At 45.7% G+C, this 16,882-nt stretch carries 11 protein-coding genes; all 11 read right to left on the reverse strand.

What is annotated here, in order from left to right:
- Positions 1 to 69: 69 nt before the first annotated feature.
- Complete coding sequence (locus Q0V21_RS15760; protein WP_301879633.1) at positions 70 to 5,622, reverse strand: 5'-nucleotidase C-terminal domain-containing protein; 5,553 nt, start codon at positions 5,620 to 5,622, stop codon at positions 70 to 72.
- Between the two features lie 523 nt (positions 5,623 to 6,145).
- The gene (locus tag Q0V21_RS15765) at positions 6,146 to 7,519 is read right to left on the reverse strand and encodes an ABC transporter substrate-binding protein (protein ID WP_285075167.1); all 1,374 of its coding nucleotides are present in this window, start codon (positions 7,517 to 7,519) and stop codon (positions 6,146 to 6,148) included.
- Between the two features lie 302 nt (positions 7,520 to 7,821).
- Positions 7,822 to 8,643 (reverse strand): carbohydrate ABC transporter permease, encoded by an 822-nt coding sequence (locus Q0V21_RS15770; RefSeq protein ID WP_301879634.1) that lies wholly within the window; start codon positions 8,641 to 8,643, stop codon positions 7,822 to 7,824.
- The gene (locus Q0V21_RS15775) at positions 8,640 to 9,494 is read right to left on the reverse strand and encodes a carbohydrate ABC transporter permease (protein WP_443146434.1); all 855 of its coding nucleotides are present in this window, start codon (positions 9,492 to 9,494) and stop codon (positions 8,640 to 8,642) included. Before Q0V21_RS15775 ends, Q0V21_RS15770 begins: the two co-directional genes overlap by 4 nt.
- Positions 9,495 to 10,002: 508 nt before the next feature.
- Positions 10,003 to 11,820 (reverse strand): APC family permease, encoded by a 1,818-nt coding sequence (locus tag Q0V21_RS15780; protein ID WP_301879636.1) that lies wholly within the window; start codon positions 11,818 to 11,820, stop codon positions 10,003 to 10,005.
- 284 nt (positions 11,821 to 12,104) lie between these two features.
- Positions 12,105 to 12,956 carry a rhamnulose-1-phosphate aldolase gene (gene rhaD / locus Q0V21_RS15785; protein WP_301879796.1) on the reverse strand — a complete coding sequence of 284 codons (852 nt, stop codon included), beginning with the start codon at positions 12,954 to 12,956 and terminating at the stop codon, positions 12,105 to 12,107.
- A 393-nt stretch (positions 12,957 to 13,349) separates the two neighbouring features.
- Positions 13,350 to 13,898, reverse strand: a complete 549-nt coding sequence (locus Q0V21_RS15790) for a GNAT family N-acetyltransferase (RefSeq protein ID WP_301879637.1) — start codon at positions 13,896 to 13,898, stop codon at positions 13,350 to 13,352.
- Positions 13,899 to 14,019: 121 nt separating this feature from the next.
- Complete coding sequence (locus Q0V21_RS15795; RefSeq protein ID WP_301879798.1) at positions 14,020 to 14,700, reverse strand: MORN repeat-containing protein; 681 nt, start codon at positions 14,698 to 14,700, stop codon at positions 14,020 to 14,022.
- A 184-nt stretch (positions 14,701 to 14,884) separates the two neighbouring features.
- Entirely contained in the window at positions 14,885 to 15,172 is a 288-nt protein-coding gene (locus tag Q0V21_RS15800; protein ID WP_301879638.1) for a hypothetical protein, read from the reverse strand.
- Between the two features lie 177 nt (positions 15,173 to 15,349).
- Entirely contained in the window at positions 15,350 to 15,838 is a 489-nt protein-coding gene (locus tag Q0V21_RS15805; protein ID WP_024630740.1) for a DinB family protein, read from the reverse strand.
- Positions 15,839 to 15,855: 17 nt separating this feature from the next.
- Positions 15,856 to 16,797 (reverse strand): AraC family transcriptional regulator, encoded by a 942-nt coding sequence (locus tag Q0V21_RS15810; RefSeq protein WP_301879639.1) that lies wholly within the window; start codon positions 16,795 to 16,797, stop codon positions 15,856 to 15,858.
- Between the last annotated feature and the right edge of the window lie 85 nt (positions 16,798 to 16,882).

Genomic DNA, 16,882 nt, shown 5'->3' on the forward strand with positions numbered 1-16,882 from the left:
GAATATCGGAGTTAGCCATGCAGTATAAAACTGCGTTTTTGCTCTGCTCCGGTGGCACATGATTCGATCTTATTGCTTGGACTGTAGCTCACTTGCTGACATCAGTAATGTCACAACTTCAGCACGAGTTGCTTCAGCGAGCGGATTAAACAAGTTCTTGCCTGTGCCCTTCACCAGTCCTGCATCATATGCAGCCGCGATGTAAGGTACGGCCCATGCAGGTACTTTATTCGCATCTGCAAAGGTTAATGTGGATTTCGAATCAACGGGAAGACCCAATGCTCTTACAAGCATAACGGTCATTTCCACACGCGATACTTTGCCGGATGCACGGAACGTCTCATCCGTATATCCACTGATGATTCCTTGGTCCACAGCCTGAGCAATAAAGGACTGTGCCCATGCCGGAATTTTGGAAGCATCCTTGAACGTCAACGCCTTTGTGCTGGCTGGAAGTTCAAATGCTCTTGCCAGCATCACAATGAACTCGGCGCGTGTTGCCGGAGCATTCGGACGGAAGTTACCGTCCTGATACCCATTCACAATTCCCCGGGAAATGGCCTGCTCAATGGCAGCTGCCGCCCAGTGGTTGCCGATATCTTTCAAAATCACACCCGGATTCGTTGGTGTAGTACCTCCACCGTTCCCATTACCTGGAACGGATGGTGTTGTAGGAGTGGTCGGAGTTGTAGGATCCGTTGGTGTTACAGGTGTAGTCGGTGTCGTTGTACCTCCACCACTATTACCACTGCCCGGATTACTTCCATTATTTCCACCACCGTTACCAGGGGTACTTCCATTTCCATTACCCGGAAGAGGGGAACCCTTCAGATCGGTAATGCGTCCTTCTGTTGTCTGATTTACTGTACCTATACGGTCCAGATGTTCATGGAAGACTTCATAGTCGACCAGATTCAGCTCATAATAACGGTTGTCATCCTTCGCCGCTCTCATGGCGCGGTAGAAGTCTCCGCCATTCGCCATAAACGAGTTCGTCGCTACGATGTAGTATCCGTTTGGATCGATATCTGTGTAAGTGCCGTCCGCATTCTTAATCTGTACTTTGACCACGCGTTGACCTACTTGGGTCACCGTATTCGTTGTCGCATCAATTTTTTCGCCTGGCTTCGTGGAATCGTAGTAGAAACGCATACCTGAAACTTGCGGGAAGCGTCCTTCTCCTGTTTCCACACCACTCACGCCATTTTCTAGCGCAGCCGTAATTTCCTTACCTGTCATTTTCACCGCAGATAGGTTGTTGCCAAATGGCATTACAGTTAGCAGATCACCCAACGTGATATCTCCTGCTTGGAATGAAGCTCGAATGCCTCCACCGTTTTGGATCGCAACATATCCTTTAACATCGTTTTCTTTCACGATGGATTTCACTTTCTCCAACATGCCGTCTGTCATCAGGTTCCCGAGGTTGGTTTCCTGCTTGCGCACAGTGCCGCGTTCTCCATCCAGAAGTACATTCGTTTTACCGATCACTTCTTTTTTGAACTCGGCCAGAGGTTCGGCATAGCTTGCCAGTTTCTCCGCTGCTTCCGGATCATTGGCGTAGACGTATGCACCAGAGGCATCCTTCGCATCCAGGTTCAGCAACTTGCCGTTCCATGTTTTCAATACGCCTGCTTCATCAAATGCGACATCCAGTTGACCCAATGAAACATCATACTCACCTGTCTGTACCACAAGCGTCGGATCAGTGTGAGTATCTACAACCACCGGTTTGTTCAAAATGGTGTGTGAATGACCACCGACCACGATGTCGATGCCTTCCACCGCTTCTGCCAGCTTCAGGTCTTCCGAGTAACCCAGATGCGTCAGCGCAATAATTTTATTGATACCTTCATCTTGCAGCATCTTCACTGTCGCTTGAGCACTTGTCTTGTAATCCTTAAACGTCAGATCATCTCCCGGCGATGACAGGGATACGGTATCCGGTGTCGTCAAACCAAAGATTCCGACCTTTTCGCCGTTTACTTCTGTAATAATAGCCGGATAGATTTGGGAATTCTCGCCTGGATTTCCGATGTTACTGTTGTACAGGCCACCCAAATTCGCATCCTTCGTATAGTCAATATTAGCACTCACGAATGGGAAGTTCGCTTGTTCAACGAAATCCTTGAGCACACTAGGACCTTTATCAAACTCATGATTTCCGAAGGTCATGGCATCGTATCCGATCATGTTCATAAACTCCAGATCCGCCAGACCGTTAAAGAGATTGAAATACAATGTACCCGAGAAGACGTCCCCTGCATCCAGCACCAGGGTGTTATCATTGCGTGTTTCTTTAATCGCTGTTACACGGCGCGGAATGTTATCCAAATGCGCATGGGTATCATTGGTGTGCAATACTCGCAGGTTAAAGTCGCCCTCTTCTGCCGTGCTTCCAATACTTAGCTGCGCGAGCAGCGGATCATGGTCACTGACGCGTCCATGCGAGTCTTCGAAATCAGCATTTACATGAACAGCTTCGATAGCAGCAGTTTGGGACAAATTTTTACTCACCAGAATGTGATCCAGTGTCTGAGAGTTTCCGTCATAGATGTAAGAATAACGTTTGTCCTCTGGCAGTTTGTTTACCAGATTGTCCAGCTCATTGCCTTCAACAATGTTCAATGTTTTGGAGAACTGGAAGTCATTGAAGTCTCCAAGCACAGCGACATTCACCTCAGGGTCTTTTTCGATTAATTCAGTTACAAATTCATTGACGATTGTCGCTTGCTGCGCACGTTGCACTTCACTTTTGCGGGTTGCAGGCTGGACATTACCAACTGGAGCTAAATCCCCACCTTTGGAGTTGAAATGGTTAGCGATAACAACTACACGTTCACCATTAAAATCAAACTCTGCCGCGAGCGGTTTTCTTGAAGTTTCAAATGCAGCATTATTCGGTTTAATTCGTCCTGGATTCAGAGACAGATCTCCACTTGCATCAAGGGCCAATGCTGTTGTTGCATCTCCTTTGGTACCTGCTTTTAAGGATACCCGCTCAGGATTGTACAGGAAACCTACACGAATATTGCCTCCGGTTGCTCCACCATCCATATTATTTAGCGGCGCAATATCGGTATACTGATAGCTTGGTCCATTATTACTTTTAATTGCATCCAGAAGCGTTTTGAAGCTTTCACTCGCATCTGTGTTTCCGCTATTTGTATCGCCATCGTTATCCTGAACTTCCATGATCCCTATAATATCAGGGCTTTTTAGATTGTTAACGATAATCTTGCCGATTTTATTTCCACGTGTTGCATCCTTTTTACTGAAGTTCTCTACATTGAACGTCGCAATGGTCAGCTTGTCTTGTTGCGGTTCAATTGAGGTTGTTGCCTGTTGTAAACCACTGGACGTAATCGGAGGCAAGTCGCCTTCCAACGTGACCTTATAATTACTACTCGAATAAGAAAGCACACCATTAATCGGACCTGTAAATTTATCACCCGTGGTCACAGCTTGAGAAGGTTTTTTATTAATGAACAAGCGTTGAGGATTAAGTGAACTTTCAAACTCTCCTGTTCCGTCTCCACGTAAGATTAATCCTCCTGCCGGAGTCTTCAATGGATTATTAGGTTCGTTGTCTACCGTCACTGCTAATCCAGGATTGTAGGAGTAAGGTCCAAGAATAGTAGCATTATCTAACTGAATACGCATGCCTTCCAGACTTTCATAGAAATCAATGGCATCCACGTCCGGGTTGAATTCGCTCAATCCATCCGAATCAATGACATTCGGTATTACGCGGCCACCTTTTCCAATGATTACGGGTTGTGGCAATTCAACATTTGGTTGTTCCAACGTGATCTCAGAAGCTACAATTTCAGTGGTTGGCAGGTCTGTTGCGCTTGCTGCATACTCTTTCACCTTGCCGGCAACCTTTACCTGGTCCTTGACTTTCATTCCATGATCTTTCTTATAGATTAAAATCCCCTCAGAAGTTGCAAGATCTCCATCTTCCTGACCAGGAATGGATTGAATATAGAATGAATCTGCGTTAACTAGAGATGTAACAATCCCATCTACATTCTGTACATTCAATCCATCATAGATGGAATAATGGCCTGCCCCCTGAATTTCGTGAATACGTACACCATCCACCCGATCCACCGCAGTATACTCAAAAGAAAAAATGGTGCTTACTCTGCTATCAGCAGTGGCAACAGCTTTAATGATTTGATCTTGATTAATCGTAATAGGCTGTGTGTATTTCATGGAATTCACAGTTGGTTCGGAACCGTCCAGTGTATAGAAAATTTGGGCACCAACATATGGAGAAGTCAACGTAACTTCCGTTCCTTTCACAATGCCACCGGAAGGTGTGCTCGCTGTTACGGAGAGCAGATCTTCCAGAATATCCGACGCCGTTCGAGGAATCAACTCCAGACCGTAAGTGGAATGGTAAGTCAAGACTCCTGTCACTTTATGATACGATTTGCCAACGGAGAGAGCAGACGGGCTGTTTTTAGCATAAATCAGCATTTCCCCGCCTTGTTCATCTGTCGCCGTGTAAGTGGGCGTGTTGCTTTTTGTCACTTGAATATTGTTTACTTCGACAAGCATCCCTTCATACTGCCCTCCAGAACCCTTACTCCCCCCCGCACCCGGAGCAAAATGGGATGAGTTGAGCGATACAGGTGAAGGTAGATCCTGTGACTTTTCGACAGTCCGAATATAGCCACCCTGAAATCCGGATTTGCTTGCTTCAACTTGGACTAGGCCGTTGTAGATCGTAATTGGGCCGTAGGCTTCTATCCGGTCTCCAACTTCCACACCAGAAGCATTGCCGCGCACAACGATCCCGGCATCGTTATCCTGAATATACAGATTGAATACACCAGATAATTCACTATAGGTTACAATACCTTGAACGGTAACGGTGCTGTTTTCAGTTGCTTTTCTTGCCTCAGAGATTGGAATAGGAGTTGTGTCGACGAGGGTGTAATCGAAACTTGTAACATCACTATTGTCTATCCCCTCTTTAGCCGCGTAGGTTTCAATGTGCGTTGCCTCATTTACCGTGATGGGCACGGTGTAGGGAAGATAATTAGCGTCCGTATTCTGCTTGTAGTATACAGTTGCACCGACAGTAGATGTTTCCAAGGCCACCTTGGTCCCTGTTGGAACTGCGCCTGAAGTAGGATTGGCTGTTACATTTTCCACTTTGGTTACAGGAGTCTCATCGATTAGTTGGAAGGTTGTTGAAGTGGAGTCATATTTGAGGCCAGGAAGAGCGAGATAGGAAGCTAGTGTTCCATTCGTTACCCTAACTTTCTTGCCAAGAAGATCGGGGTTACTATCCAATCCAAACGTATTTCGTATTGAAGTAGCACTAGGGATTTGAACAGACATGATCTTATTTAAGTCTGTTTCACCTGGATTGTCCGCCAATCCAAAGTTACTTCCTCCACTGAACGGGGGTGAGGATTGAAGTTGGTTTTTGGAATTATTGTTAAAATATCCGATCACGTACCCTTCTACCGTCGCCGGTAATCCATCATTGCTGCGAGCAATTGCCTGAGCAACCGTTAACGGCTCATCCGCGGCGGCTGCCTTACTGCTGAACAATCCAGCCGGAATGGCACCTGTGATGAGCAGGACCATAGCCAGAAACAACCTGAGCCACCTCTTTATTTGCAGAACATGCATCTTTTACCTACCTCCATGTTTTAAATTCGTAATCATTTGTTCATTAAGCTTGGACATTAGTTCGAATATAAGATAACTGAAGTATTATTACGTGTAAACAATATTCTTTTCATATGATATAAAATAGAACATATACATCACAAAAGAATATAAGTAGAAATAAAAAAACGTAAAAAAGTAGTACATAACAACTATCTAATTTCACTTCCATCACTTTTACATCAAAAATCTGTGTATAACAGCCTATATTGAGTAACTTTAACTAACATATAAAAGATTCAAATCTCTGTATTCGACATTTATAGATAGATATCCCTATCTACAATTCGCCTTTAAGCGATTCTGCTCTTAGATCTTTTCACAGCAAAACGATGCGACAGTCAGGATTGACCATCGCATACATCTCACTTCGTTATAACACCCTAAGTTAAGCTATACATTTCAATTTTGCTAAACCCAGCTTGAAGTTTATCCTCTTTCAAGCAATAAGTTACTTCTTCACCGTGCTGTTATACTGTGCAATCTTGTCTGTAATTTGCTTCGCTGCTGCATCCAATGCGTCTTGTGGAGTTCCTTGTCCATTCAGAACCGTCTCGATCGCTCCTTCGACAATTTGACGGGCTTCGGGGAATACACCCATAACGGCCCCGGATGTTGCTGTCGAATCCGCGGAAGCGTGCAATTGGTCGACTGCTGTCTGGAATTGCGGGTACTTCGCCATATTATCCTTTAATACTTGCTCATCGTAGGCTGCTGTCGTAATAGGGAAGTATCCTGTCGCAACGCTCCAGTTGGCTTGTACCGCAGGTGTTGCCAGATACTTGATGAATTCCCAAGCGGCTTGCTGTTGAGCATCGGATTTGTTGTTCATGATATACAAGCTTGCGCCACCAACCACGACGCCACCTTCTTTGGCATCAGCAGGACGAGGCAGGAAGCCTGTTCCCAGCTCAAACTTGCCACCAGCACCCTCTACAATTTTGCGCAATCCAGCGGTAGAATCCAGCGTCATGCCGATTTGTTGCGCAGTAAATGCAGCGGTCGTATCGTCTGTGCTACGTCCCAGATTGGAGACGGTCTTCTCGTCCATCATCTTTTTCCACCATGTCAAAGTCTTCACGCCAGCTTCGGAGTTCAGCAAGGATTCAGTCGCTGCGCCGGTTCTACCGTTACCATTGTTTACATAATCTGCATTCTGGTTCGCGAAGAATTGTTCCATAAACCAGCCATAGATCGCCATGGATGCGCCGGGTTTACCGTCTTTCGCCAGTGCTTTGGCTGCTTGCTCAAACTCCTCGTATGTCTTAGGCGGGTTCTCCGGGTCCAAACCGGCTGCTTTGAACATGTCCTTGTTATAGTACAAAATCGGGTTCGATGTGTTAAAAGGCATTGCATTCAATTTGCCGTCAATGGTGTAATAACGGATGATGTTTGGTTCCAGTTGGGACAAGTCAAACTTGTCTTTATCAATAAATTGCTGTACTGGCGTAATCATGCCCGAGTCGATCATGAACTTGCTGCCAATCTCATATACCTGGATAATGTCCGGGCCGCTGTCCGAGCCCATGGAAGCTTTGAGTTTGTTCAGGCTCTCATCGTATTTCCCCTGATAGATCGGCTTTACCTGAATGTCCGGGTGACTTGCGTTGAAATCGGAAGCGAGTTGGTTAATGGCTTTCTCCCCTGCGCCCGACATCGAATGCCACCATGTCAGTTGTACCGGTTCAGCAGCTGCGGCATCCGCCTGCGCTCCGCTCGTTGTGCTTGTCGTTTCGGTTTTTCCGCCGCAAGCGGCCAGTACCAACATCAGTGCAGCCAGCATCAGTGCAAATGTACCTCTTTTTTTCAAACGAAACCCGATCATAATCGCTCTCCTTTTTTGGGACTCACTTCAAAATAAAATCTTGGAGATGACACGGAGTGGCCGTTACGGTTACGAATCGTTCTTTCGATCGCTGTTATCTCCGGATTTTTTTTCATTCCCCTTCAAAGGGGAAAATCCGGAGATAAAGGCGAACGCTTCGCTTCTTCAGAATCGATTTCGTCCCCTCCACTACTACCGTGGTATATCTTCTCAACATCTTATTTCAAGAGTGAGCCTTGTTTATTCGCTCCTGGTATCCAAACCGCCAACCTTTTAAATCCTTAAAACAAACCTTACTCCTACTATCCCTTCAGCGCGCCTGCTGCCATACCGCGGACAAGCTGTTTCAAACCGAAAACCAGAAGCAGAAGCGATGGCAGAATCACCATAGCCGTACCGGCAAACACCAGATTCCATGCGGTGGATTCCTGGAACTCCAGCATCGAGATCCCGATCTGTACCGTCCTCATCTCCGGCGTATTCGTGACGAGCAATGGCCACAGATATGAGTTGTACATACTCAGGAATGAATAGATCGCCAGTGTTCCAAGTGCCGGACGGGACAGTGGCAGAACATGGGATACGAAGTAGCGGATGTGTCCGCAGCCATCGATCTTCGCCGCTTCAAACAACTCTTTCGGAAGCTGCATGAAGAATTGTCTCAGCAGGAATGTACCAAACGCCGTTGCCAGGAACGGTATGGTCAGCCCTTGATACGTATCAAGCCAGCCCCAACTGCGCACCGTCAAGTAGTTTGGGATCATGGTGACTTCCCAAGGAATCATCATCGTGGCTACAAACATGCTGAAGATGATGTTCTTGCCCTTAAACTCCATTTTCGCGAATGCATAGGCCGCCATGCTCGCCGTAACAAGCTGACCTAACATCGTCAGTCCTGCAACGAGGAACGTATTACCGATAAATGAACCAATCGGGACGATATCGAATACTTCAGCGAAATTGGACAGGTCTATGGACCGCGGTATGATGTGCGGCGGATACGCACTGGCATCCTCCGGCGTCATCACGGCCATGAAAAAGGTGTACAGCACCGGATACAGCACAAGCGCCGCACAAATTGTAAGCAACACATACAGCAATGTTTTCGTCCATGGTGTTCTCATTGGTAATGCACTTTCCTTTCCACCCATTTGAACTGAATCAGGGTCAGCAGCATAATCACCGCGAACAGGATAAGTGCCTGCGCACTGCCCGTCCCGAATCGGAAATTAACGAATGCTTCCTGATAGATGGAATAGACGAATACATTGGTACTGTCCATCGGGCCGCCCCGGGTAAGAATGTTGATCTGACCAAATGATTGGAACGCACCAATGATCGATACTACGGTCACGAAAAACAGGGTTGGCGACAGCAGTGGCATCGAGATTTTGCGAAAAGTAAGCAAAGGACCTGCGCCATCAATCTTTGCGCTCTCATAAATTTCTTCCGGGATGCCCTGTAATCCACTGGACAAAATAATATAATTGAATCCGAGATTCATCCAAATCGTCATGATGGAAATCGATATTAACGCCCAATCCGGGCTGGTTAGCCAGGGAATCGGGTCAATTCCTACTTTTCCTAATAAATAATTCAGCATGCCCAAGGTCGGATGGAACAGAAACTTCCAGATGACCGCCGAAGAACCAACAGATAACACCACAGGCAGAGAGAATACAAACTGAAACACGCGCATCCCCTTGAATCGGTTGTGGGTCAGTGCCGCCAGAATCAGAGCAGCGAGCATGCCCGTTGGCACGGTAAACAGAACGAACAACAGCGTTACTTTCATCCCCTGCAGGAACAATCCGGACTGGAATACCGCCTTAAAATTGTCTAGCCCCACATAAGCTGCAATCTGTCCGGTAGGGTCCGTGGAATGCATACTTAGGTACACCGATTTAAACATCGGATAAAACAGGAACACTGCGAATAAAAGCAGCGATGGTGCCAGGAAACCATAGGCCAGCATGTTCTCCCGTATCCGCTGCACACGCAGCGAAGCTGTCCGGCGCTGACTCGTATTGGTTACGCGCCGTCTGGCAGCAGGCAAGCCGATCCGGTTGTCAAGCTCACTCATCGGATTTTCTTCCCCCTTGATCTACGCATTCGGTGTGTGAACTTATCACCCACGTTATCTAGTGTAAAAGCCAACTGTCACAGCAGCATCCGTTCTGAATCAACGCAGCGTTAATCGTGGACAAGTGGCTTTACCAAACAAAGGACTTTAAATAGACTTCAAACCAGGGTCAGTGAACAGCAAAAAACCGCAAGAACTCCCTTGGTTCGGGAATGTTCCTGCAGTTTTGTCTGTAAAGAGAAGATGAACAAAAATTTGATATAAACTCAATAAATTTTACATAAAACTGGATATTTAATGTAAACGCAAAATGTTCAGTTTAAATTTTATAATAAAATGGATGAATAGTAAGAAAATCACATACTTTTCTCATGCCATTGCCTATTGTAGATGAAGCCTTTTAACGATTGAGATGATACGGTACAGTCGTCACAATCACATCTTTATAGTTGATCAGATAGGCACGAATCATGAAGCTGGTCTGGTTATGCAGTACATTTTGCCACCAATGCTTGGTGATGAACTGTGGAATCAGAATGGTGATATGGTCCGTCTCGGCGGTTTTCCATTCCACGGTATCAATGAATTTCTTGAGCGGCCCCATAATGCTGCGGTATCTCGATTTAATCACAACCAGACGAACGCCAGGATTCCACTCCTCCCACTTCTGCTCCATTTTACGAATCGCTTCATCATCAAACCCGATATACAAGGCAACCACCTGGTCAGACATCGTCTGCGCGTAACTGATCGTGTTCATCACGACTCGTGTAATGCCAGCCACCGGAATAACGATGGTATTGCCCTTTCTCACCGGTTTCTCCAGCTTGATATCAATCCGCAATTCATCTGCGATGTTGCAATAATGACGGTGAATGCGCATGAATACATAGACGACGAGCGGCAGGAAAATAAAGATAACCCATGTTTGCGTGAACTTGGTGAAAATAAAAATCAATGTAATCGACAAAGTGGTCAGCATACCAATTGTATTGACGAGCAGCTTCACACCCCAGCCGGACGGTTTGACTTTGATCCAGCGAATCATCATGCCCAGCTGCGACAGCGTGAATGGAATGAACACACCCACTGCGTAGAGCGGTATCAGGCTTTCCGTGTTTCCTTTGAATCCGACAACCAGCAGGGCAGACATTACACTGAGAAAAATAATACCGTTCGAGAAGCCGAGGCGGTCTCCTCTAACCATAAACATATGCGGCATATATTTATCTTTTGCCATCATGAAGGACAGCAGCGGAAAAGCGGAATACGCCGTATTGGCTGCCAGAAACAGGATCAGTGCCGTTACACCCTGAATAATAAAATACATTGTACCCCTGCCAAACGTAGCTTCGGCAATCTGGGAAATGACTGTGGCTTTGGGATCAGGCTTTACCCCGTAACCATAAGCAAGTAACGTGATACCGATAAACATGGCTCCCAGTATACATCCCATCAGCATCAAGGTTCCTGCTGCATTTTTCTCGGCAGGCTGCTTAAAGTTTGGAATCGCGTTACTCACTGCCTCAACCCCGGTCAAAGCGGAACATCCCGAGCTGAATGCCTTCAGCAACAGAAACAGACTCACATGAGACATCGTCGTTCCGAATTCAGGGGCCGCAGCCTCCATGCCACCAACGAGAAATTTGATGCCCCCGGATATAATCAGAATCGCAATGGAAAAGATAAACAGATATATAGGGATCGCCAGCACGGAAGCAGATTCCGTCACTCCCCGCAAATTCATAATCGTCAGAAACACAATCATAATCAATGCAATGATTATGCTGTAATCATGAAGCATCGGAAAGGCAGATGTAATCGCATCGGTCCCTGCAGACGAGCTTACCGCAACCGTCAGAATATAATCGACCAGCAAAGATCCTCCGGCAATCAGGCTCGGAGCCGTACCGAGATTATCCTTGGCAACGATATACGCGCCGCCTCCTGTTGGATAAGCAAAAATCGTCTGGCGGTAGGAAAAAATTAAAATGACGAGTAATCCCAACACGGCGATGGAGATTGGAACAGAGTACCACAAGGCCGCGACTCCGGCCGCAATGAGCACCAGTAAGATCTGTTCCGTACCGTAGGCAACGGACGATAGGGCATCGGAGGACAGGATGGCGAGTGCCTTCCATTTCCCCAATTTTTCTGCATCCAATTCAGCCGATTTCATAGGCTTGCCTATTAAGATTCTCTTCATTTTGCCAAGCATGATCATAACTTCCTTCCATCAATCATCTGTGAAGCATTGTTATTATGCAAAATCGCTGAGGCATTGACAATAAGTCATTTCACCTGAATTTCGCCAGCGTGTGATAATGCATTCTACGATTCAATAATCGATAACAAAGCCGCGCTTTATTAGATTTTTGAACTTTTTTGAACCAAAACGGCGTTTGTTCGCCGAAAAAAAGGAAATGGCCTTCGGTTTAATAAACCAAAGACCATTCATATTAGGCTGTGTTGGAACTCTTTCTTTTATACGATCTCGATTTGTTAAACCTCCGTGCCCAATATACCAGGACGTGGAGTGACACCGAAAGCCTGAGCTAATGTAGCTAGCTGCTGATCCGTAATTCGCTGTCTGATCTCATGACCTGCAACCAGCATATATACCTGGGCTGCCTTCTCAATGGTCTCAATCAGGCCAAAAGCTTCATCGACCGTTGTGCCCGTTCCAAATATCCCATGCTGCGGCCAAATGACCGCGTGATATTGCTTCATTTTTTCAGCCGTTTTTCGTCCGATTTCATTCGATCCAGGCACCATCCACGGAATAATGCCAACGCCATCCGGGAAAACGACTACACACTCCGTACACATCTGCCACAGCGTCTTTGTGAACTTCATCTCATCCAGATCATGGATAAAGGTCATTGCCAGCACATGAGTCGCATGGTTATGCATGACAACCCGATGGTTCGGGTCCACTTTCAAACGTTCGATATGACTCATAAAATGCGTAGGCAATTCACTCGTCGGGCTCGCTCCCGACTTCAGACCCCACAGCACCTCAAGCTCCTGTCCATCCTTCGAGACACGCAGCAATCCCAGATTGCTCTCCGGATCAGCCAGCACATTTTTGAAATATTTGCCCGAAGCGGTCACGATAACATACTTGCCTGCCAGCTCCTGCGTCGAAAAGGCAGGTTTGATCTTGCGGATCACATGGTTGATATCAATATATTGGGCAACGTCCTCTTCCTCCAGCAAATAGCTGACATTGCCGCCATTGCGTTCATCCCATCCATTTTTCCACATATGTTGAGTAATCTCCGCCATCTCACGGACAAATGGGATATGGAATCCAGCAGCCTGCGTAGTTTCTTTGGTAAGGGTCACGTTCATCATCATTCTCTCCTTAGGTTAAAAATAGAATGGCTGTCACGTACATAGTAAGTTCCTTTTTTCACATTCATTATACCTTTGTTTATCTTTATAAGTCAATGATACACAGATATATAAACTCATTTATTTTTGTTTGTGTTTGTTTTATGTATTTTTTATAAAATAAAACAAAAAAATACCTCACCGGCGTCCGGCGAGGTCAGTCACACATCTATCTAACACGAGAAGGGGTTTACAAGAATAATCTTACCTCTGCTACCTTAATAGAAGCTGAAAATGAAATAAAAAAACGATGAAAAGCCCATTTACCAAATAATTCCGGTCACCGCTTCTATCCATCCATTCAGGCTATACATTTAAAGACTTTGAGCTGGCCTGAATGTGCAAAGGATTCTACTCCCTTTTCAGCAAATAGGACGGGTGCATCAATCCTGTCGGTTCATAGCGCTCGTCGCGTACATATTGGAAACCCAGCTTGGACAGCATGTGACGGGATGCCTCATTGTCCGGATGATGCCCGGCAAACAGCGCTTTAACCTTCAATTCTTCGAATGCATAATCAATCACCGCTCGTGAAGCCTCCATCGCATAACCCTTGCCCCAGTAGTCTCTGGTAAGATGAAATCCCAGTTCATATATGTTTTCTTCCGGAGAATACGGGCGCAAGCCACAGCAACCGACAAACACTCCCGATTCCTTTTCAAAGAAAGGCCAGTATTGCACCTCCACTTCCTCCTGCCTTTTTATTTCTTGCGTCAGCCGAGCTTCTACTTCATCCTCACTCAAAAATCCCTTGCTGCTGATCCACTTCGTTACCTCATGATCTCCCCATAGAGCAAATGCCAGGGCACGGTCTTCTTCATTCCAAATCGAGAATACAAGCCGCTCCGTTTCAAGAAACGTTGTTCTTTCCATTCTATCGGTTTCATTTGTTCTATCCATAATCCAATAACCTCCTGTTTCACAACATCAGTATACTACTACTTCTACAATAAATTACTCGAATTGCAGCCTTTGTAAACAAAAATATGATTGCACAAGTTACATCACTCAAGATTAATAGCTATAATTTCTGTGCCAGTTTCTCAAATTGATTGATATAAGGCTTAATTTCTTTTTCTACACTTTTGATAAAAGAATTAAACTGCTTCTGGCTGAATTCACCCCCAACGCCAACATTTCTATATACTTTTCCTTTTTGGTATGTAAATGAGGAGAAATAACCGCTCTTCAATCCGTCTAAAATATTTCCGGCATCGCCCAGTATTTTAAGACTTATATTTGAATCCTTATACGCAAAATAATAAGGTGGGTCATATTCTCCATGACGAACATCATATCCTGAAATCCACTGATCCTTGGAAAATGTCCCTTTCTGAATACGATTTTCAAGCATAACCGCTTCGTAGGATATTTCTCTGATCTCCAATTCTCCTTTTCCCTCCCTTTTGTCATTCTTCCAAAAGCCATCATACTTGAGGTCTGTAACACGGTCGTCGTCACTCGTCACAGCTTTGTAGATACCATACCCCGAACGTTCGCCTGATACCCAATTTCCCTTATAAGTTTTGCTCTTACTCCAGGTCATCGTTCCATAGCCATGAGGCTTGCCATTCTTGGTTTCACCATAATAAGTTACTCCATTCCCAAACTCCAAGGTCCTCATTGAAGAGGCTGCATCTGAAGTGTGTAAAGGCATGAAAAACAATAAACACAAGGTCAACCCCAAAACGTACAACAACATCTTTTTCAAAATTATAATCTCCCTTTCGTTTGAAATAAGAATATCAAACATTCCTATAACAACTAATTAAATTTATAAAGACCCTAATATAATATCACTACCACCCCAGATGCAGCCATAAAAAAAGAAAAAAACCTCTGCGGACAACATGTCCGACAGAGGTTCTCAAAGCACCCTGATTTCATTAGAAATCAGATGTTGCGATTTGAATTGTGCCTGTTGAAGCACCTGCGGGAGTAGTCAGCAGAGCAGCTACGAGCAGCAAGTCAACAGACAACGTAAGGCTGTTGCCAGTAGGGATCATATACGTAATCACTGGAGCGTTAACACGAGTTACAACCAGGTCTACCGGAAAAGGACCAAAATTGTTCACTGTGATGCTGGCATTCGTGCCTCCAGCAAGGTTTTCATAATACGATTTACCCACACTAGCCCCTAAGGCATAAAATTGTTGCGGTAAAAGGATGGCCATGGAAATCACCTCCTTTTGGCTTGGATACCGTATTCTATGTATGAAATCTATGAATGTAACGGTGAAGTGACCGTGTGATAACGTACATTTTGATAGAGGTGCTAGATTTACAAACCAAAAAGCCCCACCAGATCATCCGGCGGAGCCAATGACACACAAACTCATTTTCTAAGATTCTTACGCATAAAGCATGAAAAAGTTCAACTCATGTCCCTGCTGTTTGAGATAATTATAAAGCTGTGAACGGTGATGGAACACATGCGTTAGCGTTTCAATCTGCCATTGGACTTGTAAATGACCATGCTCCATATAGAATGCTTTAGTTGAGCGGTTCAGCAGATCTTCTTCGCTTAATGAAAGGATATACGCTTTGTAGGCCTCCAAATTGGCCCAGAGGGTTGACTCCAGTTTTTCAATATCTTCGATCCCTGACAGACTATTCTCCACCACGCCTACCTCTGCTTCGCCTTCCTCCTGCATAATCGCAAGGTCCGAAGCCGTAATCTGAATAAAATGATGGACCAGTTCCACCAGTGAACGCATATTGTCCTGCGGGCGGTAAGCCCAGTCCTCCGGACGAATCAAGCGGATCAGGCTAGCCCCCGTTCGCACGCCCGTCTCCAATTCACTTAGCAGATGATCTCTGATTTGCAATGTTCCATTCATATATGATATCTCCTTTACTATTCATTCTCACCATTCAGTATAACGGAAGGGACAACCGAGTTATTGTACAAATCGGACAACATTTGTTGATATTCTTTGGCAGCAGTGAGCGGGGTTTCTCCATAGAACTTACGAAATTGACGAATCAAATGGGCTTGGTCATAGAAACCATGATTCAGGGCCAGCGCTACCCCATCTGCCGTGTGCCCCTGATGAATACTTTCCAGGACACGGTGAAAACGAACAACCTCGCTGAATCTCTTTGGACTGACTCCAACCCATTCTGCAAACTTCCGATGCAGCTGGCGTTCACTGACAACCTCTCGCATCGCCAACTCACTGACGCTCATGCGGCCCCCATCCTTAAAAATGCGGTGAAGCACGTTTTTCATCAAATCATGCTCATATGTATTGGGTTGCAAGGATAGCGGACTCAGATAGGTATTCATCACCTGTACTCGTTCATTAAAGCTTTTCGTTCCAGCCATCCGCTCCTGAAGCTCACTCAGCTCGACTGGCCAACATTCATGAAGCGGAATTCGTCTATCTGTAAATTCCTCCAACGGCAAACCGTGAAAGACATATGCTCCACCTGGGAAAAAGCGCACCCCAAATGTGTAATCGGCAGAAGCAGGCGCATCAGACGGCCCTGGTACAGCAAACGGATGCGTATAGTTGCCACAGTAACCATAAGAATGCAACAAACTGACCGAGTCGTATGTAATCAGCATGTCCGTGCAGCCATCCGGCAATACCCGGGCAGGTACAGACATATCAGGCTGAACTATACCTCCATCGATATCAGGTTTCTTAGAAGACTGTAGAATCAAACCGGATTCCCAATAACAAGCTATATGAGCCATCAGGGGTGCAGAAGGTATTTGCTCCATGTAATACGTGTGCCTACCTGTCCCATTCATCTGAATGGGTCTGAACAGCGGATGCAGACTCAGGTCCACGAACCATCCCTCCGTTATTAGCATTATGTATTCATCTATCATACCATCAACCGGTAAACTGAGAAAAAAAGTACCCCGCCGGAGG

The sequence above is a fragment of the Paenibacillus sp. 11B genome, from assembly GCF_030487755.1.
Lineage (GTDB): Bacteria > Bacillota > Bacilli > Paenibacillales > Paenibacillaceae > Paenibacillus > Paenibacillus vandeheii.

What these genes read in the sequence shown, in the direction of transcription:
- Q0V21_RS15765 (WP_285075167.1), bottom strand. Translation starts at nt 7,519, where the DNA reads ATGATCGGGTTTCGTTTGAAAAAAAGAGGTACATTTGCACTGATGCTG.
- Q0V21_RS15770 (WP_301879634.1), bottom strand. Translation starts at nt 8,643, where the DNA reads ATGAGAACACCATGGACGAAAACATTGCTGTATGTGTTGCTTACAATT.
- Q0V21_RS15775 (WP_443146434.1), bottom strand. Translation starts at nt 9,494, where the DNA reads ATGCTGGCCTATGGTTTCCTGGCACCATCGCTGCTTTTATTCGCAGTG.
- Q0V21_RS15780 (WP_301879636.1), bottom strand. Translation starts at nt 11,820, where the DNA reads ATGCTTGGCAAAATGAAGAGAATCTTAATAGGCAAGCCTATGAAATCG.
- rhaD (WP_301879796.1), bottom strand. Translation starts at nt 12,956, where the DNA reads ATGAACGTGACCCTTACCAAAGAAACTACGCAGGCTGCTGGATTCCAT.
- Q0V21_RS15790 (WP_301879637.1), bottom strand. Translation starts at nt 13,898, where the DNA reads ATGGATAGAACAAATGAAACCGATAGAATGGAAAGAACAACGTTTCTT.
- Q0V21_RS15795 (WP_301879798.1), bottom strand. Translation starts at nt 14,700, where the DNA reads ATGTTGTTGTACGTTTTGGGGTTGACCTTGTGTTTATTGTTTTTCATG.
- Q0V21_RS15800 (WP_301879638.1), bottom strand. Translation starts at nt 15,172, where the DNA reads ATGGCCATCCTTTTACCGCAACAATTTTATGCCTTAGGGGCTAGTGTG.
- Q0V21_RS15805 (WP_024630740.1), bottom strand. Translation starts at nt 15,838, where the DNA reads ATGAATGGAACATTGCAAATCAGAGATCATCTGCTAAGTGAATTGGAG.